General features: G+C 52.4%; 15 protein-coding genes and 2 pseudogenes. 10 read left to right on the plus strand and 7 right to left on the minus strand.

Annotated elements, in window-relative coordinates; genetic code table 11:
- Window positions 1-10: 10 nt before the first annotated feature.
- The 3 genes from ACL2XO_RS17780 to ACL2XO_RS17790 form a co-directional block, all read right to left on the minus strand.
- Window positions 11-973, minus strand: coding sequence for an ABC transporter permease (locus ACL2XO_RS17780; protein WP_132921109.1), 963 nt, complete (start codon window positions 971-973; stop codon window positions 11-13).
- 22 nt (window positions 974-995) lie between these two features.
- Window positions 996-1,937, minus strand: a complete 942-nt coding sequence (locus ACL2XO_RS17785; RefSeq protein ID WP_413726969.1) for a siderophore ABC transporter substrate-binding protein — start codon at window positions 1,935-1,937, stop codon at window positions 996-998.
- 231 nt (window positions 1,938-2,168) lie between these two features.
- Window positions 2,169-4,097 carry a bifunctional 5-dehydro-2-deoxygluconokinase/5-dehydro-2-deoxyphosphogluconate aldolase gene (locus ACL2XO_RS17790; RefSeq protein ID WP_132927697.1) on the minus strand — a complete coding sequence of 643 codons (1,929 nt, stop codon included), beginning with the start codon at window positions 4,095-4,097 and terminating at the stop codon, window positions 2,169-2,171.
- A 442-nt stretch (window positions 4,098-4,539) separates the two neighbouring features.
- Between ACL2XO_RS17790 and ACL2XO_RS17795 the strand changes: the two genes are divergently transcribed.
- Window positions 4,540-6,051, plus strand: coding sequence for a CoA-acylating methylmalonate-semialdehyde dehydrogenase (locus ACL2XO_RS17795; RefSeq protein WP_413741174.1), 1,512 nt, complete (start codon window positions 4,540-4,542; stop codon window positions 6,049-6,051).
- Between the two features lie 60 nt (window positions 6,052-6,111).
- Here the strand turns inward: ACL2XO_RS17795 and ACL2XO_RS17800 are convergent, their stop codons facing one another.
- Entirely contained in the window at window positions 6,112-7,281 is a 1,170-nt protein-coding gene (locus tag ACL2XO_RS17800) for an iron-containing alcohol dehydrogenase (protein WP_413741175.1), read from the minus strand.
- 486 nt (window positions 7,282-7,767) lie between these two features.
- On the opposite strand from ACL2XO_RS17800, the gene iolB reads away from it, so the two are divergent.
- A complete protein-coding gene (iolB, locus tag ACL2XO_RS17805; RefSeq protein WP_132927694.1) occupies window positions 7,768-8,604 on the plus strand; it encodes a 5-deoxy-glucuronate isomerase in 837 nt (278 codons plus the stop codon).
- Window positions 8,605-8,701: 97 nt separating this feature from the next.
- Here iolB and ACL2XO_RS17810 read toward each other — a convergent pair whose 3' ends face one another.
- Entirely contained in the window at window positions 8,702-9,565 is an 864-nt protein-coding gene (locus ACL2XO_RS17810) for a MurR/RpiR family transcriptional regulator (RefSeq protein ID WP_413724925.1), read from the minus strand.
- Window positions 9,566-10,315: 750 nt separating this feature from the next.
- Between ACL2XO_RS17810 and iolD the strand changes: the two genes are divergently transcribed.
- The 6 genes from iolD (at window position 10,316) to ACL2XO_RS17840 (ending at window position 18,176) form a co-directional block, all read left to right on the plus strand.
- Window positions 10,316-12,256, plus strand: a complete 1,941-nt coding sequence (gene iolD, locus ACL2XO_RS17815) for a 3D-(3,5/4)-trihydroxycyclohexane-1,2-dione acylhydrolase (decyclizing) (protein ID WP_413741176.1) — start codon at window positions 10,316-10,318, stop codon at window positions 12,254-12,256.
- A gap of 595 nt (window positions 12,257-12,851) precedes the next feature.
- Window positions 12,852-13,865: a Gfo/Idh/MocA family protein gene (locus tag ACL2XO_RS17820; protein ID WP_413741177.1), complete on the plus strand. Its 1,014-nt coding sequence runs from the start codon at window positions 12,852-12,854 to the stop codon at window positions 13,863-13,865.
- 83 nt (window positions 13,866-13,948) lie between these two features.
- Window positions 13,949-14,845, plus strand: coding sequence for a myo-inosose-2 dehydratase (gene iolE, locus ACL2XO_RS17825; protein ID WP_413741178.1), 897 nt, complete (start codon window positions 13,949-13,951; stop codon window positions 14,843-14,845).
- A 117-nt stretch (window positions 14,846-14,962) separates the two neighbouring features.
- Complete coding sequence (locus ACL2XO_RS17830) at window positions 14,963-16,084, plus strand: Gfo/Idh/MocA family protein (protein WP_413741179.1); 1,122 nt, start codon at window positions 14,963-14,965, stop codon at window positions 16,082-16,084.
- Between the two features lie 203 nt (window positions 16,085-16,287).
- A complete protein-coding gene (locus ACL2XO_RS17835) occupies window positions 16,288-17,691 on the plus strand; it encodes a sugar porter family MFS transporter (protein ID WP_413724929.1) in 1,404 nt (467 codons plus the stop codon).
- Window positions 17,692-17,744: 53 nt separating this feature from the next.
- Window positions 17,745-18,176: a PTS sugar transporter subunit IIA gene (locus ACL2XO_RS17840; protein ID WP_132927687.1), complete on the plus strand. Its 432-nt coding sequence runs from the start codon at window positions 17,745-17,747 to the stop codon at window positions 18,174-18,176.
- A gap of 260 nt (window positions 18,177-18,436) precedes the next feature.
- Here the strand turns inward: ACL2XO_RS17840 and ACL2XO_RS17845 are convergent, their stop codons facing one another.
- Window positions 18,437-20,335, minus strand: coding sequence for a DNA/RNA non-specific endonuclease (locus tag ACL2XO_RS17845; RefSeq protein WP_413741180.1), 1,899 nt, complete (start codon window positions 20,333-20,335; stop codon window positions 18,437-18,439).
- A gap of 774 nt (window positions 20,336-21,109) precedes the next feature.
- Between ACL2XO_RS17845 and ACL2XO_RS17850 the strand changes: the two are divergent.
- Both ACL2XO_RS17850 and ACL2XO_RS17855 read left to right on the plus strand, forming a co-directional pair.
- A pseudogene (locus tag ACL2XO_RS17850) lies at window positions 21,110-21,555 on the plus strand (transaldolase family protein); the annotation flags it as partial.
- Between the two features lie 77 nt (window positions 21,556-21,632).
- A pseudogene (locus ACL2XO_RS17855) lies at window positions 21,633-21,716 on the plus strand (hypothetical protein); the annotation flags it as partial.
- A 532-nt stretch (window positions 21,717-22,248) separates the two neighbouring features.
- On the opposite strand, the gene ACL2XO_RS17860 reads toward ACL2XO_RS17855, so the two are convergent.
- Entirely contained in the window at window positions 22,249-23,184 is a 936-nt protein-coding gene (locus ACL2XO_RS17860; RefSeq protein ID WP_413741181.1) for a quinone oxidoreductase family protein, read from the minus strand.

Genomic DNA, 23,184 nt, shown 5'->3' on the forward strand with positions numbered 1-23,184 from the left:
CGGCCTGGCTTTATTCTCTGACATGGCGTTTTTGGCTGAGCAGTAACATAAGAAAAACCACGGCGCCGATAACACCCAGGATCACGCTGACCGGAATTTCAAAAGGGTAGCGGATAATCCGCCCGATCATGTCGCAAAACAGTACCAGGCCGCCCCCGAGCAGGCATACCCACGGGACGGTCTTGCGCATATTATCCCCCATCAGCATGCGGACAAGATTGGGAACAATCAATCCCAGGAACGGCAGCGCTCCCACCACTACCACCACCACGCCGCTGACCAGGGCGATAATCGCCAGTCCCATCAGCATAACGCGCCGGTAGTCCAGCCCGACGTTGACGGCGAATGCGCGTCCCATCCCGGCAACCGTAAACCTGTCGGCGACCCAGCAGGCCAGCAGCGTCAGCCCGCCAACCAGCCACAGCAGCTCATAACGGCCTGCCAGCACACCGGAAAAATCCCCGCTTTCCCAGTTGCCCAGCGACTGCATCAGATCGAAATGCAGGGCGGCGAATGTGGTCATGGCGCTGATCACCGCCCCAAACATAATACCCACCAGGGGAACCACCAGCGCCGATTTCAGCACCACCCGCGTCAAAAGCTTCATGAACAGCCAGGTTCCCCCCAGGGCGAACAGGCTCGCCACCGCCATTTTCATCATGATCGACGCCGACGGCATAAGCACCATCATGATCAGCAGGCCCAGGCTGGCCGATTGCGTCGTGCCGGCCATGGAGGGCTCAACGAAACGGTTTTGGGTCAGCAACTGCATGATAAGGCCGGCCACGCTCATGGCGCTGCCGGCCAGCAGCAGGGCCAGCGTGCGCGGGACGCGGCTGATGAAGAAAATGTCTTGCATGATGGGGTCGGACCATACCGCCAGCGGGCCGACCGCCCCTGCTCCTGTAAACAGGCTGGCGGCCACCAGGCACAGCAGCGCCATAAGGCTCAATGCCAGGGGAAGCGGTTTCATGCTTCTATAGCGGTAAAGATGTTCATTTCCTGTCCAACGCCTGGTTCACGGTACTCATCAACTGAGTATAACTTTGCAGGCCGCCGGCGATATACAGGGACGCCGAGTCCAGATAGACCACCTGCCGCTTTTGCCAGGCAGTGGTTTTGGCGATCAGGGGATTATCAAGCACCTGTTGCGCCGACTCCCCGGCCGGGCGGCCGATGGCGCTGTCGCGATCCAGTACGAACAGCCAGTCGGGATTGATGCTGAGCACAAATTCAGAGGTGACGATGTTGCCGTGCTTGCCCGTCTCGGAGAATACCGTGGCCGGTTTGAATCCCAGTTCATCAAAAATGAAGCCGAAACGGGACCCCGGGCCATAAGCCGATATTTTCCCGCCGCTGACCATCAGCACCAGGGCGCTGCCCGCATTGGCCGTTTTTCCCTTGATCAGGGCTATCTGCTGCCTGAAGGCGTCCAACTGCGTTTTAGCTTGCGCTTCTTTGCCGAAAATAGCGGCCAACTGCTCGGTACGTTGGGTAAAACTGGCCAGGAAGTGCTGATCGTCCACATCCAATGCAATAGTGGGCGCAATAGCGCTCAGTTTATCGTAGGCATCATGGGCGCGGCCGCCGGCAATGATCAGATCGGGGTTGGCGTTGCTAAGCGCCTCGTAATCCGGTTCAAACAGCGTGCCGGCATTCAAATAGCCGCCGCCGCTGTATTTGGCCAGAAAGGGCGGCAGATGTGTGCTGGTCTGCGGCACGCCTGCCACCGCAATCCCGAGCGCATCCATGGTATCCAGCGTCTGGGGGTTTAACACGATAACTTTTTTCGGCCGCAGCGGGACTTTTGTCGTGCCCTGCGCATGTTCAATGGACAGCGTTGCAGCCTGTCCGGCGGCAACGGCCTGCTCATAGCCCCCCGCCAGCGCCAGCATTGACGCCAATAGCGTTATTTTTAAAGCCAAACTCAAGCGCATCATAGACTCCTTGATATCCCTTTCATGCATCATGTTATAAACATAATTTTAACATTGAATAATTCTCATTCTTATTAAAATGAGTGTAATCCCATATTTTTTCCATTTAAAGAGTCTTGCTTCACTATTTTGTTCATAACGCCGATTCGCTTGACGATTTGTGTCCAAAGCTGCGCGGGACGGCCATTATTCCCGCGCTGAGATAGTGCTGAGATAGTCTTGATGGCCGGTTCAGGATTTTGCGGGACGATAAATTCGCCAGTAGCCGATAAGCCTGAGGAAATTTTGTTTCACTTCCCTTACCAACTGAGCGTCATCCAGCTCGCCCCGGAACCATTTGGCGGACGGCTCGCCAAAAATAGTCCTGCCCACCGCGAAGCCCTTCACACACGGCGTGTCCGCCGCCGCCGCGAAACCGGCCTTCAAGGTGGCTTCCGGCGCATCCAATCCCAAGATCACCACGCCCCGGCAATGGCTATCATGACGCTGGATAATACGGCTGATATCCTGCCAGCCGGAGGGTGACTGCGGCGGCAGCTTCCACCAGTCCGGCTGGATCCCCAAGGCATAAAAACGCGACAGGATCTGCCCGTAGTATCTTTCATCCCGGTCTGGGTTATCCTCCGGCAGGATCACTTCCAGCAACAGTTCATGGCCGGACAGGCAGCAGGCCTGATACACCTCGGTAATCAACGCCTCCTGTTCAAGGCGCATCACCTCACTGTCCTTGGGATGATAAAACACCAGGCATTTGACCACATGCTCCAGCGGCCAACCCCTGAGCTGCGAGCCGATATCGCCATGTTCCAGGCGCAGCGGCCGCGAGCCCGGCAACTCGATCGGGCGGCCTATCCACCATCCCTGGCCGGTGATATCGTTAAGGGCCGCCTGGCCGAATGTCGTGTCCGCCAGGATACCGCCGTTGTTTTTCAGTCCTGCCTCGGCCGCCGCCGCCCGGGCCCCTTGCAACAACAGGAGTTTCAACCGGGGGATATCGCTCTCGCTCCGCCCGGCGGCTCGGGCCATATCCACCAACTGTTTGCGATGATCAAACGCGAAAACGCACAGCTCGTCCCACTGCTGCTTGCGGGTCGTTACCCGGTGCAGATGATTCAACCGCACATCTTTATCCGGCCGCGGTACCGTTTGCTCGCGCAGCAGGTAGTCGTCCAGTTCAATGCGGGTCGGCATCGCCGGCGCGCAGCCGTGACGCGACACCACCAGCGCGCCGCAGGCATTAGCGTAACGGCAGGCCTTCTCCCAGCCTTCATCGTTCAGATAGCCGCGCAGCAGACCGGACATAAACGCATCCCCCGCCCCCAGCACATTGAGCACGTCCACCCGTACGCCGCTGTAGAGCGCCACCGCGTCCCAACCGGCCGGGATATCCCCTTCAAACACCGAGCATCCCTGCGCGCCCCGCTTGCAGACCAGAGTCGCTTTACTGACCCGGCGAACATTGCCCAGCGCTGTCAGCGTATCGGTGCTGCCGCCGGCAATATGGAATTCCTCTTCGGTACCGACAATCAGATCAAAATGATGCAGCACGTCCTGGAGCTCGCGGGTGACGCGTTCAGAAGAGATAAAGCGGGTCTCGCCGTCTCCCAGAGCGGTCAGGCCCCACAGCACCGGCCTGTAGTCGATATCCAGCGCCCGGCGCAAACCGTGGCGCTCTGCTAACGTCAGCGCCTTAAGCACCGCGGCGCGGGTATTCGGGTGTGAAAGATGGGTACCGGTTATGGCCACCGCCCGGCTGGAGGCAATATAGTCCTCGTCGATATCTCCGGGACTCAGCGCCATATCCGCGCAATTCTCGCGATAGAAAATCAGCGGGAACGTTTCCTGATCTTTTACCCCAAGGATAACCAGCGCCGTAAGCCGCTCTTTGTCGGTAATGAGATAACGGGTGTCCACTCCGACGCGCTGTAGCTCCTCCCGCAGGAAACGGCCCATATGCTCGTCCCCCACCCGCGCCAGCATGCCGGACTTCAGGCCCTGTACCGCCGTACCGTAGGCGACATTGCCCGACGAACCGCCAAGATATTTCGCAAACGTGGCCATATCCTCCAGCCGGGCGCCGATTTGTTGTCCGTACAAATCAAGCGCGATGCGCCCGATGCATATGACATCAAGCGTTTTGTGCTGCTGCGCCGTACTCATAATGATCAATCCCCTCGTCAATAAAAAGCCTGTGGACATTATGAGGAGTAAAAATTTCATTTTCAATCACATTAAAACGAATATCCCTTATAAAAAACCTTAGATTGGAAGGGTTTCTCCAGCAATTTGGAGCATAATTTGCTGGCATCACCCATTGCCCTAACCGGCGCTGCGCCGGTTATCCGTTACGATAAAAATATTTAATATATTGATATAAATAAATTTTATTTGAATACCCCCTCCGTTATGTTGGGATCAATTCTCATATAAACACGCAAAGAAATATAAGTTTCATTTTCTTGATTCATATCTCATAAATGAAATTTATATTCTAAAATTGATTTATCTAAAACCCTGCAACCCTATAATGCCGTCAGGGCCGTTGAGCAAGATAGCGCCTAGTAAATGAAGAGAGATTTATCAAATGATGGAGTGTATGGATATGTCTACAGTAAAAACACTGCAGTATCTGGTTGACGGCCGTTGGCTCGATTCCAAAACCACCCGCTTTATGGACGTGCGTAATCCCAGCACCGGCGAAATTATCGCCAAAGCGCCCTGTTGTACGGAAAATGAAGTCAAAACCGCCATCGCCGCCGCCCGCAAAGCGTTCCCGGCCTGGTCAAATACCCCGGCCATCAAACGGGCGCAGATCATGTTCCAGTTACGCGAGCTGCTGATTAAACATGAGGAACGCCTGACGGAACTGGTCGCCAGGGAAAACGGCAAAGCCTGGGGCGATGCCCAGGGCGATGTACTGAAAGCCAAGGAGGGTACGGAGCTGGCCTGCTCTATTCCGACATTATTGGCCGGTGAAAGCCTCATGGATGCCTCGGTGGGTATTGATACCACCCTGTACCGTGAACCCATTGGGGTGTTCGCCGGTATCGTGCCGTTCAATTTTCCCGCCATGATCCCCATGGGATGGATGGCCCCGCTGTGTATCGCCTCCGGCAATACCATTGTGATTAAAGCGGCCAGCATGACGCCGATGACCTGTATGGAAATCGCCAAACTCTACCAGGAAGCCGGCGTACCCGACGGGGTCATTAATATTGTGACCTGTTCGCGCAACGAAGCCGATCTGTTCCTGACCCATCCGGATGTCAACGGCGTCTCCTTTGTCGGCTCCACCTCAGTGGGACTGCATGTCTATTCCAAAGCGGCGGCGCACGGTAAACGCGTCCAGGCGCTGTGTGAAGCCAAAAATCATGCGCTGGTGCTGGCGGACGCCCCTATTGCCCGTACCGCGGCAGGCATTATCAACGCCGCCTTTGGCTGTGCGGGAGAACGCTGCATGGCATTGCCGGTGGTGGTGGTGCAGGAAGAAATCGCCGATCGGCTGATTGCGGCGGTTTTGGAAAAAGCGCAGGCGCTGAAGGTGGGACCGGGTTACCGCAAAGAGACGGATATGGGGCCGGTTATCTCGGCTGAACATAAAAAGTCGGTGGAAAACTGGATAACCAAAGGAATCGAAGAAGGCGCCAAGCTGGTGCTGGACGGCCGTGGCTTTCAGGTCGAAGGATTTGAAAACGGCTATTATGTCGGCCCGACGCTGTTTGATCGGGTAACTGAAGAGATGACCATCGGCACCGAGGAAGTGTTCGGTCCGGTGCTATGCTTCAAGCGAGTAAAAAATTTCGAAGAAGGGCTGCAAGTGATGAACCGCAATCCGCTGGCCAACGGTTCGGTTATCTTTACCCAGAACGGCCACTATGCCCGGGAATTCCAGAAACGGACCCACGGCGGCATGGTGGGCATTAATGTGGGCATTCCGGTACCGGTGGGCGTGTTCCCCTTCTCCGGCCATAAAAACTCCTTCTTTGGCGATCTGCACTGTCTGGGCAAAGACGGCGTACGTTTTTATACCGAAACCAAGTGTGTTACCAGCCGCTGGTTCGATGAGGAGGAGCGTAAACGCGAAAAAGTGGATTCCTGGGATGGGACGATTTAACGACAATTATTGATATTGGGTTCAGCCTTACGGGGCGGTCGCCCGACCGCCCCGTTTGCGTTAATTTACCAAAAACATAAACGCTTCTTCTCCATAATAGCTTTGCTGATAGAGTATTCTGACATCCTCCACATCGGGATGGCCCGGATTGGTTAAGGTACAAGGATCAGCCAGGGCGTTTTTGCTCATTCTTTCCAGCACAGCATTGAACTTTCTCTCTTCGATAGCCGTTTCCCGGCATTCTTTCAAGGTGGAGGGAATATTCAACCGCCGATTGAGATCTCTAATCACATCAATCAAATCATTGATTCTCAGCGTTTTTTCCAACTGACGGTATTTATCGGTGGAAAGGCGATTATATTGGATGATATAGGGCAGCATAATGGCATTGGCCAGACCGTGGGTAATGCCGAACTCACCGCCGATTTTATGCGCCATGGAATGCACCAGGCCCAGCGAGGCATTGGTAAAGGCTATACCGGCCAGGGCGGAGGCGTTATGCATATTGAAACGGGCAGTCATGTTTTCCGGCTGCAGATAAGCGGTTTCCAGATTTTCAAACACCAACCGGATTGCCTCGACGGCATAGGGGTCGGTAAATGAGGTCGCCGCGGTGGAAACATAGGCTTCCAGCGCATGGGTCAATACATCCATGCCAGTGTGAACGGTAACGTCCGGCGGCATTTTCGCTGGAATAAGCGGGTCGAGAATCGCTATATCCGGCACCATATCCGCAGCGACGATGGGATATTTGATATGGTTTCGGCTATCGGTGATCACGGAAAAAGCGGTGATTTCAGACGCGCTGCCGCTGGTGGAGGGAATGGCAACAAAGCGGGCTTTCGTGCGCAGGGGCGGCATGGCGCCAACGGGGATGGTGTCCTCGAAACTCAAGTGCGGATGCTCATAAAAACACCACATGACTTTGGCCGCATCCAGCGCCGATCCGCCTCCGATAGCCACGATCCAGTCCGGTTGAAAGTCCAGCATCGCTTTCGCGCCTCTGCGGACGGTTTCAATCGAGGGATTCGGCTCCACGTTATCTATAATGATGCAGTCAAATTTTGCTTGTTTTAGCAAATCCTCGGCGCGCTGCAAAAAGCCCAGGCGTTTCATCGAACTGCCGCCGGTCACCAGGGCGGCTTTTTTACCGGTTAATTGCGATAAATGATCTAACGCGTTTTCCCCATAGATAATATTGCGGGGCAGAGAAAAAGTTGAAATTGTCATAGTCAGGTCCTTGAGTATGTGAATAAAGAAAGCATCATCCAACCCACCCCGCCTGCCCGATTCCATCGTTGATAATAGGAAGCCATGCTTAAGGGGGGCATCGCCGGGAGATATTTCGTTTCCCATATTAGAACATTCATTTCAAAAAAATTAATAACGAAATTCTAATTATTAGATCCGCCGCATAAAAATCCGGCGGGTAATACCCGATGGCGCGGCGTTACCCGGCGTAAACCGCTTTACCCATCACCGGCGGCCGGTCTTGCTGTTTCTTCCGCGCCCCCACGTCGCTTCGTCCAAGGAAATGTGCGAGGCATCCCATTAAATTAAAATTTCAAAACAATACATTTGAAATGTTTATTCCGTAAATGTATGGTGGTAAAAATTGTACAATGCGTACCACTTCCCCTCCTTGCCTTAACCGGGACGCAGAATTGTCAGGTCAACGCATCGGGACGCTGAAGTGGATTCGGACAGGAGGACTGTGTGACCACATTATTATCCAAGTACCATACCGGGGATGCCAGCGGACGTATTCAGCACATCACTCCGGCAAATGCCGGCTGGCGTTATGTTGGTTTTGACGCCTATCAGCTCAAAAAAGGACAGACGCTGGAGCTTGACAGCGGCGGCCAGGAGCTTTGCCTGGTGCTGGTGGCCGGTTTGGCCGCCATCACCACCCGCCATGCCGATTTCGGCCCTATCGGCAAACGCATGAGTCCCTTTGAGCGCACACCGCCTTTTTCGGTTTACGTTCCTCATCACGATCAGGCGCATATCGCCGCATTAACCGATCTGGAACTCGCGGTGTGCCGCGCGCCCGGCAGCGGCAATTTACCGGCGCGGCTTATCGCACCGGGGGATGTCGGGGTTGAACAACGAGGCAAGGGACGCAACAAGCGGCTGGTGCATAATATTCTGCCGGAAAACGCCCCGGCCGATAGCCTGCTGGTGGTGGAGGTATTTACCGCGGAAGGGGATACCAGCTCCTACCCCAGCCATAAGCATGATACGGAAAACTCGGCCCATGAAACCTATCTGGAAGAGACCTATTATCATCGTCTCGATCCGTCCCGGGGGTTTTGCCTGCAACGGGTTTACACCGACGATCGCTCCCTTGACGAATGTATGCCGGTGTATGACCGGGATGTGGTAAAGGTCCCGCGCGGCTACCACCCGGTGGCCACCCTGGCGGGTTATGACGATTATTATCTCAATGTGATGGCCGGTCCCGTACGGAGATGGCAGTTTACCTGGGAAAAGGACCACGCCTGGATCAACTCGGCGGAATACCCGAAGGCGCCTTTAGCGCCATCCGAGTAAAACGGGTTTTCGGTCGACTCAAGCGCCCCTGCGGGGGCGCTCAGACTGCTGACAAACCTACTCGGGGCAATAAGGCGGGACGTTGTCCACCGGGCCGTCAGCCTGCTTTTTGCCTGTCGCCGGACAAGTGGCTGGCATTTTGCATCGCCAGGGACAGCATCAGCGTCTGGGACAAACACATGGAAGACACCTGGGAACGAAAGCCGTCCACTTGCGCCTCACGCACCACAAAGCAGACTTCGCTGAATGCGGCGAGCGGACTCACCAGGCTATCGGTAATGGCAATTTGCTTGGCGCCGCTTCTGGCGCCCATCGAGACCAGTTCCACCACTTCCTGAGCATACGGCGAATAGCTGATGGCAATCACCACGTCATCGGATTGCACCATGCTCAGTTGCTCGGCAAACATACCGCCCAGCCCGTCGATAAGAAAAGCGCGGCGTTCCAGATGGCGCAAGGCGTAAGTCAAATAAGCGGCGATACTGAAGGAGCGGCGCAGCCCGATGACATAGATATTGTTGGCATCCGCCAGCAGCTTCACCGCATGGGCCAAATCCTCTTCTTTGATCTGCCCCGGCAGTTGCTGAAGCGCCAGGCTGTTGACCATACTGAACATGCTCAGTATTTCCATCGGCGTTTCCGGCGCATTGGCCTCTTTGCCGGCGGTCTGGCGAAATAACCGGGCGCGTTCGGTATAGCTGCCGGTATCTTCCATCATGAATTGACGAAATACCTGTTTCATTTCATTGAAACCATCAAAACCGAACGCATTGGCAAATCGGATCAGCGTTGAAGGAGGAACGTTGGCTTTTGCAGCGATAGAGGCAACGGTGTCAAAAGGGATACTGGTACTATTATCCAGCATATAGCGCGCCACCTGCTTCAATCGCTTACTGAGCGTATCGTAGCGGTTGCGTATGTCATCCTGTAGTGCCGAGAGCTGTGAAGAAGAAGTTGTCATGAAAACTACACACCGTCAATGTCAGCGAAAGCGCTAGCCTCGATTATTACGATTGAAAATTTCAAATCAACCTATTATTGAAAATATCTCGTCATTTTATTAAGTGCATCATGCTTGCGTTCCACAAAACCCCGGGGAGATGAGTATCTCCGCCATGGGCGGTCTCCAGGCGGCCCAGAGGCATTCGCCGCAGATCCTGCCGATGCCCCGCTTCTTTTATGGACCGGCCCGCAGCCTGCCAACCAGTGGGTTTAAAAGACATTGTTTGACTGGAAACGTCGGACCATTATCAGAATTTAAATTTCATTTTCCATGAAAACAGAAAATAATTAAATATTTAACATAAAAGTAACAAAATCTCATTCTATTCCCCTATATCCATTTATTAAATTGATTATAAACGATAATTATTAAATGGAATTAAAAATTTCATAGTATGCCAATATAGATAAAAAAAATATTTATTTTGTTTATTTTCAATATATTAACTACATTATCCTTCAAAAAATGTTACTGGAAGCGCCTTTTCATAAAATGAAGGCAATATTTCCAATGTTTGATATTTCTCTCATAAATGAAATTAAAATTTTGTTTTTGGTTTTTTTAGATATGGAAATACCTATAATCGTTCCAGGTCTTCATCACCCTAGTCACCACATCATAACCCTTGTCTTTCACGGATCCTGTTACGACCGGCGGTTATCCCGGCCGGTGGGATCTCCCGCAGGCCAGGGATAATGGAAGGAAAACATGAATAGAATCAGATTGACCGTGGCACAGGCGCTGGTACGTTTTTTAGATAATCAGTATGTGGACGTTGACGGCGTCGAAACGAAATTCATCAAAGGAATTTTTGCCATCTTCGGCCATGGCAACGTCCTGGGGCTCGGGCAGGCCTTGGAGCAGGATTGCGGACAACTGCATATCCATCAGGGCCGAAATGAGCAAGGCATGGCCCATGCGGCCATCGGCTATGCCAAACAATCCTTGCGCCGGCAGATATATGCTTGTACCTCTTCCGTCGGTCCCGGCGCCGCCAACATGATTACGGCGGCGGCCACCGCCACCGCCAATCGTATTCCCCTGCTGCTGCTGCCCGGCGATGTCTACGCCACCCGCCAGCCCGATCCGGTACTGCAGCAAATCGAACAGTCCCATGACCTCAGTATCAGCACCAACGATGCTTTTCGCACCGTAAGCAAATATTGGGATCGGATTTCCCGCCCTGAACAATTGATGAGCGCCTGTATCAATGCCTTGCGTGTGCTGACCGACCCGGCGGAAACCGGCGCCGTCACCCTGTCCCTGCCGCAGGATGTCCAGGGCGAGGCGTATGATTATCCGGATTATTTCTTTCAGAAACGCATGCATCGCATCGAGCGCCGGCCCGCCACGGCAGACATGTTGGACAAGGCGGTGGAATTGTTGTTACGTAAAAGCAAACCCCTGCTGATTTGCGGCGGCGGCGCTAAATATTCAGATGCCGGGCAGGCGCTGAGGGATTTTGCCGAACGTTACCGCATCCCCTTTGCCGAAACCCAGGCCGGGAAAGGCACGTTGCTTTCCGACCACCCGCTGAATGTCGGCGGCATCGGCGAAACGGGGGCCCTGTCCGCCAATCTGCTGGCCAAGGAAGCGGATTTGATTATCGGTGTTGGAACGCGTTATACCGATTTCACCACCTCATCCAAATGGATTTTCCAGAATCCGGCGGTCTCGTTCCTGAATTTGAATATTAACCGTTTCGACGCCTTCAAGCTCGACGGCTGCCAGGTCACCGCGGACGCACGCGAGGCGCTGCTGGCCCTCAATCAATGCCTGGCGTCGCAAGAGTGGCATGGGGACTGGGGGAACCGTATAAAGGAGGTACGCGACCAATTGCAGACGGAACGGGAACGCGTTTATGCCATTAATTATACCGGCGATGATTTTGTGCCCGAAATCGAGGATAGCCTGGACCGCAAGTCCGTCTTTGCCGAATTCAACAAAGTTACCGGTTCGTGGCTTACCCAAAGCCGCGTCCTGGGTATTCTCAATGAAACTCTCCCGGAGAACGCGGTGATCGTCGCCGCTTCAGGCAGTCTGCCGGGGGATTTGCAGCGGATCTGGCGTACGACATCCATCCAGAGCTATCACGTTGAGTACGGCTACTCGTGCATGGGCTATGAAGTCAACGCGGCGCTTGGGGTCAAAATGGCCGAGCCGGAACGGGAGGTGTACGCGCTGGCAGGCGACGGGGCCTTCATGATGTCCCATTCCGAACTGGTTTCCTCCCTACAGGAAGGCTGTAAAATCAATGTGATTCTGTTCGACAACATGACCAACGGGTGCATTAACAACTTGCAGTTGGGACACGGTATGCACAGCTTTTTCACCGAATTCCGCTTTCGGGGGACATCGCCGGCCCGGCTTGACGGCGCCTTTGTACCGGTGGATTTTGCCAAAATCGCCGAGGGCTACGGCTGCAAAAGTTACCGGGTCTCCACGGTGGAGGAGTTACGGGATGCGCTGGAAAATGCCAAGCGGCAGACCGTCTCGACGCTGATTGATATTAAAGTGCTGCCAAAGACCATGATCCACGGTTATTTCAGCTGGTGGCGGGTCGGCGGCGCGCAGGTCTCCGCCAGCGCTGATATACAGGCCGTGGCTCGCATGCTGGAAGAGAATATCGGCAAGGCCCGTCAGTACTGAACCATCGGGCCGCAGCATCGGCGGTTTAGGGTATCTAACCGCCGATGCTGCGGCCCTGGTCAGTGCCTACCATTAATGCTCAGAACCGGCGCTGGCTGTGCCGGCGTAATCAACGCACGTTTTTTAATCAGCAAAAACCTGTTTCCGCTTTATCTCCCTCGGTGCCTTCCCACCGCCCTTTCCTACCCTGCGACCTCACGGACATCGTGCTCAGATGATGACTATATAAAACAATTATTTCATATTTTTAATTTTTAAAAAATTTAAGTTTTAAAAAAAATGGCTAAAAAAATGCATCGCATTGATTGCTCATCAATATCCTTTACCTTTTCTCCCCCTGTTCTCCTTGCCGGCCAGAATATCCTGATAGGATTACACTATTTTTTATCCTTTTTATTAATTAAAAATCATATAGTTATATTAAATTATCATGTTTCTTCAACTAGGATAGCCAGGGTCCCATCAGGGGCTGAAGTAAAAAATAACCTTCAATGTATGATCTTCATCTCAGAACAGAACGTTTTTTCTGCATTAATATAATATGAAATATATATTTTCATATAAGTGAAATAAACATATTACGAGGAGAAAAAACATGACGCTGAAATTAGGGGTGATCGGTACCGGGGCCATTGGCCAGGAACATATCCGCCGTTGTAGCCAGGTATTGCAAGGGGCAACGGTCGTTGCCGTTACCGATATCGACCTTAAAAGCGCCTCCCAGACCGTAGGTAGGTTCGGCCTGGATGCCGTAGTGCTGCCGGACGGCAAGGAGGTGATTAATGCCGCCAATGTGGACGCGCTGATTATCACGTCCTGGGACCCCACCCACGAAGCGTTTGTTTTGCAGGCCATCGCCGCCGGCAAGCCGGTATTTTGTGAAAAACCGCTGGCCGTCACCGCCGCCGGCTGCAAACGCATCGTCGATGCCGAAATTGCTTATGGCCGACGTTTGGTACAGGTCGGATTCATGCGTCCTTACGATCAGGGATACAGGGCGCTGAAAAAAGTGATCGACAGCGGCGAAATCGGCCGGCCGCTAATGCTTCATTGCGCTCACCGCAACCAGAAAGTGGATGAAAATTATACCACCGACATGGCCATCACCAATACCATGATCCATGAATTGGGCGTGCTGCGCTGGCTGCTGGACGATGATTATGTTTCAGCGCAGGTGATTTTCCCAAGGGCCTCCGCTCATACTCATGCCAAATTGCGCGACCCGCAGATCGTTTTGCTGGAAACCGTCAAGGGCGCCCGGATAGATGTAGAGATTTTCGTTAACTGTCAATACGGCTATGACATACAAACCCAGGTGGTGGGCGAGGAAGGCATCGCCAGCCTGCCGGAACCCTCCAGTATCTTGTTGCGCAGCAAGGCCAAGCTTTCCCATACCATTCTCACCGACTGGAAGGATCGTTTTATTGATGCTTATGACGTCGAGCTGCAGGACTTCATTAACGGTGTGACAAAATCGGAACTGACCGGCCCTTCCGCCTGGGACGGCTATGCAGCCTCAGTAGCCGCGGACGCCTGCATAGCGGCGCAAAAAACGCCTGGCGTGGTACAGATATCGCTGCCGCCCCGTCCGGCATTTTACCCACATTAAATCTCAATGCCCTTTTATTAAGCGCAGCGGGCAGCCGCGCTGGACAATCATTCTATTATCGTTCAATTCAAGGTGCCATTATCATGGATAAAAACAAAGTCAAACTCGCCATCGCCCCCATCGGCTGGACCAATGACGACATGCCCGATTTAGGCAAGGAAAATACCTTTCAGCAGACAGTGAGTGAAATGGCGCTGGCCGGTTTTATCGGCAGCGAAGTGGGCAGTAAATATCCCCGCGATCCTAAAATCCTTAAACCGATGCTGGATATCCGGGGTATTCAGATTTGCAACGCCTGGTTCAGCACTTTTTTTGCCGACGGACTTAAAGCCAAAACCATCGATGAATTTATCACCCACCGCGATTTTCTGCATGCCATGGGGGCGAAAGTCATCGGCTGTTCCGAGCAATCGCGCAGTACCCAGGGGACGCCAAAACCGGTACTGGAGGGACGTCCCGACTTTACCGACAGGGAGTGGAGTTTGGTGGTTAGCGGCTATAACGAGTTGGCGGATCTCGCCGCTGAAAAGGGGATGACCGTCGGCCTGCACCACCATATGGGCACCGGCATCCAGACCGCCGAGGAAATAGACCATTTTCTGGATCTGGTGGATGACGATGTTTACCTGCTCTATGACACCGGCCATGCCTACTACTCGGAAGGTTCGCAGGAAGCGATGCTTCGCATCCTGGAAAAGCATCTGCCGCGCATCAATCATGTTCATCTGAAAGATGTGCGGGATAAGGTCGTGGCCGAGGTTCGCGCCCATAAGCTCAGTTTTCTGGACGGCGTAAAGAAAGGCACCTTTACCGTGCCGGGCGACGGGGTGATTGATTTCAAGCCGGTATTCAGGCTGCTGGATGATTTTGGGTATAAAGGTTGGCTGGTGGTGGAAGCGGAACAAGACCCTGCCAAAGCCAATCCTTTTGAATATGCGGTTAAAGCCAGGCGATACATTCGCGAGGTCGCGGGCATTTAACGCCGGTCATCCTTGCATAATGGTTAAATACTTTCCGCCAGGCTTTTTTGCCCCGCGGTTATCGGTTGCCCCCTATGACGCATTTGATGGGCAAAATAAAAGTACGGAGAATCATTCATGAAAGAAGTCAGAATTGGATTAGTGGGTACGGGTTATATTGGCCGTTGCCATGCAATTGCCTATGCCCAGGCCCCCACTGTTTTTCCGTTAAAAGGAATAATAGTCAAAGAAATGCTGGCGGAAATAAATGAAGACCTGGCGGAAAAAAAAGCAAAGGACTTTGGCTTCACGCGTTTTACAGCTGACTGGCATCAGTTGGTAAGCGATCCGCGCATTGATGTCGTTGATATTTGTGTGCCCAACTTTCTTCATAAAGAAGTCGCTATTGAAGCCATCAAGCATGGCAAACATGTCTATAGCGAAAAGCCTTTGGCACTGACTGCGGCCGACGCCGCTGAGATGGTTGCAGCCGCCAAAAAAGCCAACGTCAAGACGCTGGTGGGTTTTAATTATATGAAAAACCCGGCGGCACAGCTCGCCAGGCAGATCATAGAAAATGGTGAAATTGGCGAAATAGTGCATTTTTACGGGACGCATAACGAGGATTATTTAGCCAGCCCGCAGACGCCCATTGATTGGCATTGCAAGAGAGCATTAGCCGGCCTGGGCGCTCTGGGGGATCTTGCGGCGCACATTGTTAATATGGCTCATTACCTTATCGGCAATATCCGTGAGGTTGCCGGCGATATGCAAACTGTTATCGCTGAACGCCCCGATCCTCAAGCTCCGTCTAAACGGGCCAAAGTGGAAAATGAGGACCAAGCGAGCGCGTTAATCCGTTTTGAGTCCGGTGTCATGGGCGTGATTGAAACATCACGGATCGCCAGCGGTTGCAAGATGGGATTAACGTATGTGGTCACCGGAACGAAGGGATCAATTACCTATACGCAGGAGAGAATGGCTGAATTAAAACTATATCGGCATGATGAGCCCGTGGAAAGGCAGGGTTTCAAAACAATCTTGGTCGGACCTTCATATCCTGACTATGCCCCTTTCTGTGTCTCTGCCGGGCATGGATTTGGTTTTAACGATCAGAAGACGATCGAAATCAGGGATTTGATTAATGGTATAGCAGCCGGCGATAAATTGTGGCCCGACTTTGAAGAAGGCTTGCGGGTTTCAAAAGTGCTGGAAGCTATTGCCCAGTCAGCGCAGGAACGCCGGTGGGTCCAGCTATAGAATTCGATAATGGCGAAGGGGCAAGGGTGAGAAATCAAACCAGTGGTACCACCGGAATCAATCTCACTGCTGACTCATATGTAGGTAATATAAATTTATTTAAGGAAATAATTAAGAACACTCGACCCCTTCATCACCTTTAATTCACTAGCGGCTAAAGATGTTTTAGCCGCCGGTAGAGAATAAAATAAAAAGGTAGAAAAATGACTCTTATCTCTCATATCGATCTCAATATAGACCAAAGAAAACGGCTACACCAAATAACGCTAGTTGCTACTTTTGGCGGTTTGCTTTTCGGTTATGATACGGGTGTTATTAATGGTGCTTTCCCTTCCTTAAAGGAAGGTATGGCCCTCACACCGACGACAGAAGGCCTCGTCATGAGCGTACTGTTAATCGGGGCCGCTATTGGCAGTATTTGTGGCGGCAAGCTGTCCGATTATTTTGGACGTCGTAAATATCTATTATATCTATCCTTTGTTTTCTTTTTCGGCGCCATGATCTCTGCATTATCACCCACGATCACCATCCTATTGATTGCCCGTTTTTTACTTGGTTATGCCGTAGGGGGAGCATCGGTCACAGCGCCAACATTTATATCTGAAGTTGCGCCGACAGAAATGCGAGGGAAACTCACCGGCTTGAATGAAGTAGCCATTGTCATCGGCCAGCTGGCCGCCTTTGCGATCAATGCCATCATTGGCTACATCTGGGGGCACCTGCCTAACGTTTGGCGATATATGTTAATAGTCCAGGCAATACCCGCCATGAGTTTGCTTATCGGCATGTGGCGCGCACCGGAAAGCCCCCGCTGGCTGGTGAGTAAAAATCGTAAGGAAGAAGCTTTAGCAATTTTAAAACAAATTCGACCCGTAGAAAGAGCAAAAAAGGAATTTGAAGATATCGTAACATTAATTAATATTGAAGCAGAAAAAAAGCTGCATTCCGGAGGATCGCTGTCAATTATTCTTAACACACCCTGGATTTTCAAACTACTCCTGGTTGGTATCGCCTGGGCAGCTTTGCAGCAAACAACCGGGGTGAATGTCATCATGTATTATGGTACGGAAATACTGCGAACAGCAGGTTTTTCCGAAAGAACTTCATTAATCTGCAATGTGTTAAACGGTGTCTTTTCTGTCGGCGGCATGGTTATTGGGGTGGTGTTTCTGGTTGATCGGTTTAAGCGCAAGACGCTGATTATTTCTGGTTTCGCCCTTATGGCAACGTTGCATCTTATCATAGCGGGCGTTGACTATTACCTTACGGGTGATTTGAAAGCCACGGCTATTTGGTTGCTAGGAGCATTATTTGTCGGCGTCATGCAGGGTACCATGGGGTTCCTTACCTGGGTGGTATTGGCTGAACTTTTCCCACTGAAATTTCGCGGGCTATCAATGGGCATTTCGGTATTTTTTATGTGGATCATGAATGCCATTGTTAGCTATTTATTCCCGGTCCTTCAGGCCAAGCTCGGTTTAGGGCCCGTATTCCTGATCTTTGCGATCATCAACTATCTGGTAATTCTATTTGTCATATTTGCATTACCGGAAACATCAAATAAATCATTGGAACAATTAGAAGAAGAGCTGTCTTCCGGCAAGTAAAAAAAGTGCTCTACGCGCAATCAATATAAATTATATCGTAAAGGAGACAGATTATGATAGACAATGTTTCAATCGATAACCTTCACTTAGGTTGTCAAGCCAAAAACAAAGCTGAAGTCTTGGATATGGTGGCGAGGGATTTTTTGGAAAAGGGATACGTAAACCAGGCCTGCGCTGCTTTTCTCAACGAAAGAGAGCAACAGGTATCGACGTTCTTAGGGAATGGTATTACCCTTCCTCATCTGCCAAAATCGGCCAATAATATCATTATCAAAAAAGGCGTTGAGATTTTTCAATTTCCGGATGGCGTCATCTGGGATAGAAACAATGTCATGTTTATCGCTATTGGCGTTATTGCTAAAGAAAAGGAGCATATAGATGTGCTAAAACAAGTCGCATCGATTTTTAGTGATGAGATCATTGCAAATGCATTATCACTCATCTCAAATAAAGAGGATTTTCTTCGAGTGCTAAATCGAGGATAGGTGTAATTTCAGTTAATCTGCATACTCATAGACACCGATCCGTACCCCGGTATCTATGAGTAGCCCCCTTTTTATCCCTCGAATTCCCATTTGTTTGCCCTACTTATCCTACCCCTGCCCTGGCGCGGGAGATTGCCGTCGGTTACCTAACCACTGGCTCGTGCAATGAAATGCCAGTCCATGATTAAGCGCTCCGCCGGCGCGTCGGGATTATCAATTTTTTAAGCAGCAGCGTATTAGTGTATTGACCGCCATTGTCGTTAAAAAACGATCTCGGCGCTGGAACTGATTTCCACTATGGTCCTCGGCTCGCGCATAAAAGCGTTGATACCCTGCCCGGTAGTCGCCATTTCGGGATGCTGCATGACATCAACCGCCCCATAGGCGGAGAAGTCGAGCGCGGTTCGTGCAGTGAGCTGCGGCACGCTGACCTGGTAGATGCGAAAAGGGTCCAGGTCGAGGCTTTCAAGATCGTTTAGCAGATTGTCTTGCGAAAGGATGAAAGCCGAGCAGCGCAATTGACCGTCACCGGCTCGATAAGCAATCAGCTTCCAGAAGGCGCGAGGTAAGCGTATCTCGCGGTAGGCGGGATCCTCGTTGCCGAATACCGGCCCGCCAAGGATGGCAAGCTTGAGGTCCTGCACATCCGCCTGATCAAAAACCAGGTTCTCCAGCTCACCCCACAGGCCCTTGCGGGACGACTGGTTAAAGCGTTGGTGCTGGGGCGTAATGTTGGTGAAGTAGAAGGAATCCTTGTTTGCCTGCCTTGCCTCTTCAATATCGCCCCAGCAGAGATCCGCCCGGCGGGCGATATGCCCGCGATCAAGCCGGTTGTCCTTGTACAGCTCATCTCCAATCTGATATTTGCCGTCGATGCGCGGATCAAGCGCAAACCCTAGCCTGGGAAGCTTGACCATCCGCGAGCCATCAATATTCCAGGCCACATAGCGCGCCATGCGGCGGGCAGCGCTGAGGCACACCGAAAAATGGGTATAGGGGAGGGTCTGGCCGCGGCCGAAATTCACCGCGTCGCGCTTGAAGGCCGTTGAAAGACCTGGTTCCGGAGCAGGTATTCCAAGAAAATCAGGATCATAGCCGTTTCGGACAACGGCCGTTTCAATAAAAGGCAAATTTTTCGCATCAGAATGAGGCGGCGTAAGCAAGAAGTCGAGCTTCTTCTGTACTGATGCCGGATAGCACGCGAGCGCGTACTCGTCCGGATTGCCGTCGGCGTTGCCGGCGAAGTGCAATCCCGCGAATATATCGCTCGGTTTGCCATTCTCGGCGATAAGCCAGGCCGAGCCGGAATCGCCGCCCTTGCTGACACCGCCATCCGAGGAAGGATGAGCCGGATCGGGGCCGATTTCAAAGCCGCCGATCGCCTGCTCGCCCTTGGGAAGGCCATAATTGATACGCGCCATTACATCAATGCGGCGAACCTTGCCATAGGTCACCCCGGTGGTGCGCCCCGACTTGACGACCGGATCGCCGAGCTCGACTTGCGCCATGCGGGTCGGCATCACATCCAGCTCCAAAACCGAAGCGTCATACCCGCGCAGGCGGATTCCGGCAAGGGCGCAGTCCCCGGCCGGCCCCAGATGACTGCGCAGGAGTTCGCCGACCACATTGCGGGCAGTGTTGTTATCGTCGAAAGGCCCTGGTTGAACGATGGCGCCGCCGACCTGACCGGCATTCCCGTGCAGGACATGCCAGTTCGACAGAATCACGGGCATGCCGGTGGATCGATCGTAGACAATCAAACCGATCGTCCCCGCCGTCCCCGCCAGATGAGAAACGCTGACGCCCGGACGGATGGGATCGATGCGTTCCCGGCGCGCATCCATTTGTTCCGGCTTGACGAGCTTGAACGAAGGATCATAAGAACGCTGTATTACGTCGGTGGGTATCATAACGCCTTCGATTTCGATAGCCTGCGGAATCGGCAGGCTACCGAGGGACTGTAGGGCGGATTCGCCCTTCGCTCCGACGGTGAATTGAATGCAAACGGGTCCATCCCCATTCTTCAAGCCAATGCCCACGGACGTGATATTGGGATCCTTGAGGTAGTCGACGCCCTTTGCCCGTATGTGCCTGCGCAGGGCTTCTAGATCCGGCCCCGGCGATCCGCCTTTCTTGCGTGATGATTTAGCTTTGGCCATCCGGCGTTCTCCCATGATTATAACCTCCCTGTATTGAATACCCTCATTAGGCCATCATCGCGGAACACTGCCCCCATTGGCAACCCCGAACCGTTCCATTTTGGATTTTGCGAATCACCCCTTATTCATGAACAATCGTCCGCCCCTGCATTGCCCGGCAGGAAACCCGGCGCTAGCTTGGTTATCTAAGGTTGCCTATGAGGCGCCGCCGAAAAGATTGGGATCGGCGGTGGGAATTTTCTGGTTCGTTTACAGCGGCGGCGTTATTTGGATTTATACCGGCCTATACCTTTTTGCCGGCGCATTGATGAAATTTATTACCTTGCCAAAGGCGCTCCCGGAAACGACAAAGGTAGCGGTGGCGGCATAGCATTCCGGGCAGGCCTTTACATATACCAGAATCTCGTCTTTAAACATATGAACAACTACAAAACATATGAACAATCAATTCATTGTCAAAGACTGCCCACGCCTACGGATAAATTTCGCTACACACCTCGAACCTTTTCTTCTAGTCGCTTAAAATAGCGACAAACCCCGCATAATGGCAATCTCTCTAAAGAATGGCTCGCAAATGGCAAAAGAAATGATTTATCATAAGAACAAATAATGAACATATGAGCATATGAACAGATGAGAGAACGATATGAAAAACTCTTCAGCCCCCAAAGTAGAAAAAATCGGCTACTACGAACGCCTCGTCGGCCGGAACTGAAACCGCTGTGCAGAGGTACCCTAGTTTCATTTCTTTAGATTGAGTTAAGGAACTTCCAGATGAATCAATTAGACGCACTCAAGCAAATGACCGTCGTGGTTGCCGACAGTGGTGATATCGACTCTATCCGCCGGTTTTAACCCCAGGACGCCACAACCAACCCTTCCCCTTCCTGAAAGCCGCCGCGCTGTCTCAATACAAGCCCCTGATTATCGAAGCGCTGGATTACGCCCGCAAGCAGGGCGGCTGCAAACAAACCCGGCTCATCAACGCCTGTGACAAGCTGGCGGTCAATATTGGTCTTGAAATTCTGAAAACCGTGCCCGGCCGTATCTCCACTGAAGTTGACGCCCGCATGTCGTTCGACCGCGGCATGTGCGTCGCCAAGGCCCGCAAGCTGATAGCCCTGTATCAGCAACAAGGCATCGATAAATCCCGCATCCTCATCAAGCTGGCTTCAACCTGGGAGGGCATCAGGGCGGCGGAAAAGCTCGCTGAAGGTATCCGCCTGTTTGCTGTCGATCAGCGCAAACTGGAAGACTTGCTGACCGCTGAACTGTAATTATCCCGGATAACATAGCTATGTTATCCCGTAAAAGGCTTGCCAACGCCATCCGCGCCCTTAGCATGGATGCGGTAAAAGCCAAATCCGGTCATCCGGGCGCCACCTTCCCTCGCCACGACCCCGAGTTCGGCCTTTAACCGGAGAAGCCGGTATTAGCGCTCAAATGGTGTGGTAGCAGACGACACGCGGCGGGGATCATTCAACCGGCGGATAGCCGCGGGGATCCTGCGCCGCGCTCAGTTCAGCAGGCCATTGCAGATAAGCATCGCCAGCATACCGCCGATGGCGGGGATAAAGGTCCGCCGGACAATCAGTACGGAAGGGAAAGAAAGTGCTTATCAAGATAATCGATGACGCGCCGATCGGTCGCAGTCAAATTATCCAATTGAGCGACACGTTGAAAGAATTCAGTTTTGTTCATGCCATTCTTCCCCGATGTAAATCCCTGAGATATTAATAACGCAACCCAAAAGTTATTAAAGGGGAATTAGGAATTCCCCTTTCAGAATGTGCGTCATCTCTCATTCCCAGGGTTCGGTCCGATCCCTGGTGTCAGGATACATGTCCCCCCATCAAAAACTCTAATGGAATAATGGGGACACGCTGTAGCGGTGGGAGTAAAACATCTGAATATCAGAGGGTAAACACAGTGCGGCAGCGGCTGTCATCCTCATTCCAGGCATTTTCTACTTCGCTTAACGGACGCAAACGGAATGGAATGGAGAAATCGCTCTGTGCAGCGGCTCGCAGAAATTCACCCACTGAAGCAACCAACTCTGCATTTGATACGCTACCCAGACCACTCCCCATTAAGGTCAACCCTGATGAGCGCAGCAATTTGCTGTGCAATGAAATTTCTTGGCCGCTCAACGAGCCGATTTGCACAAAGCGCACCACCTTGTCGCCTCCGGCAACGGCAGACATCATGATATCCAGTGCGCTCTGACCCCAGAGATAATCCAGTACCACATCGATACCCGCCTCCATCAATGCCGGCAGTTGCGCCAATAATTCATCCAGCGCAAGAGTGATATCCGCGCCTTGGGTACGGAGTTTTTCCAGTACTTCCTTATTACGTCCGGTGGCAATGATTTTACCGGCGCCCAAGTGACGGGCTATCCGCACTGCCAGGCTGCCGGATGTGCCGGTGGCACCATTAATCAGAACCGTTTCACCTTTGCGCAGCTGCGCCCGGCGCGTTAATCCCGTCCAGGATGACATACCGGGATTACCTATTGCAGCCGCCATTGAAAGGTCAAGCGTTTCCGGCAGCGGCACGATACTCTTGGCCGTCACCAGCGTCATCTGCGCCATACTGCCAAAGGGAGAACCAAATGCGAAAAAAAAGACCGGATCGCCGTTACCGAGATAACCGGCGCCATCGATCCCGGGTATAAACGGATATTGTATGTCGGAGCTGTAATGGGTACCCGCAGCCCGTGCTTTAGCCAACTGACTTATCGCGGCAGCTTTTACCTTGACCACCAGATGCTGTTCGTCAGCGAGTGGATCGCGGAAATCACCGTAGATCGGCGTTTCACCTTTCCCATTGACAATGGCTGCTTTCAT

The sequence above is a fragment of the Sodalis sp. RH15 genome, assembly GCF_047324255.1.
Classification (GTDB): Bacteria; Pseudomonadota; Gammaproteobacteria; order Enterobacterales; family Enterobacteriaceae; genus Acerihabitans; species Acerihabitans ligni.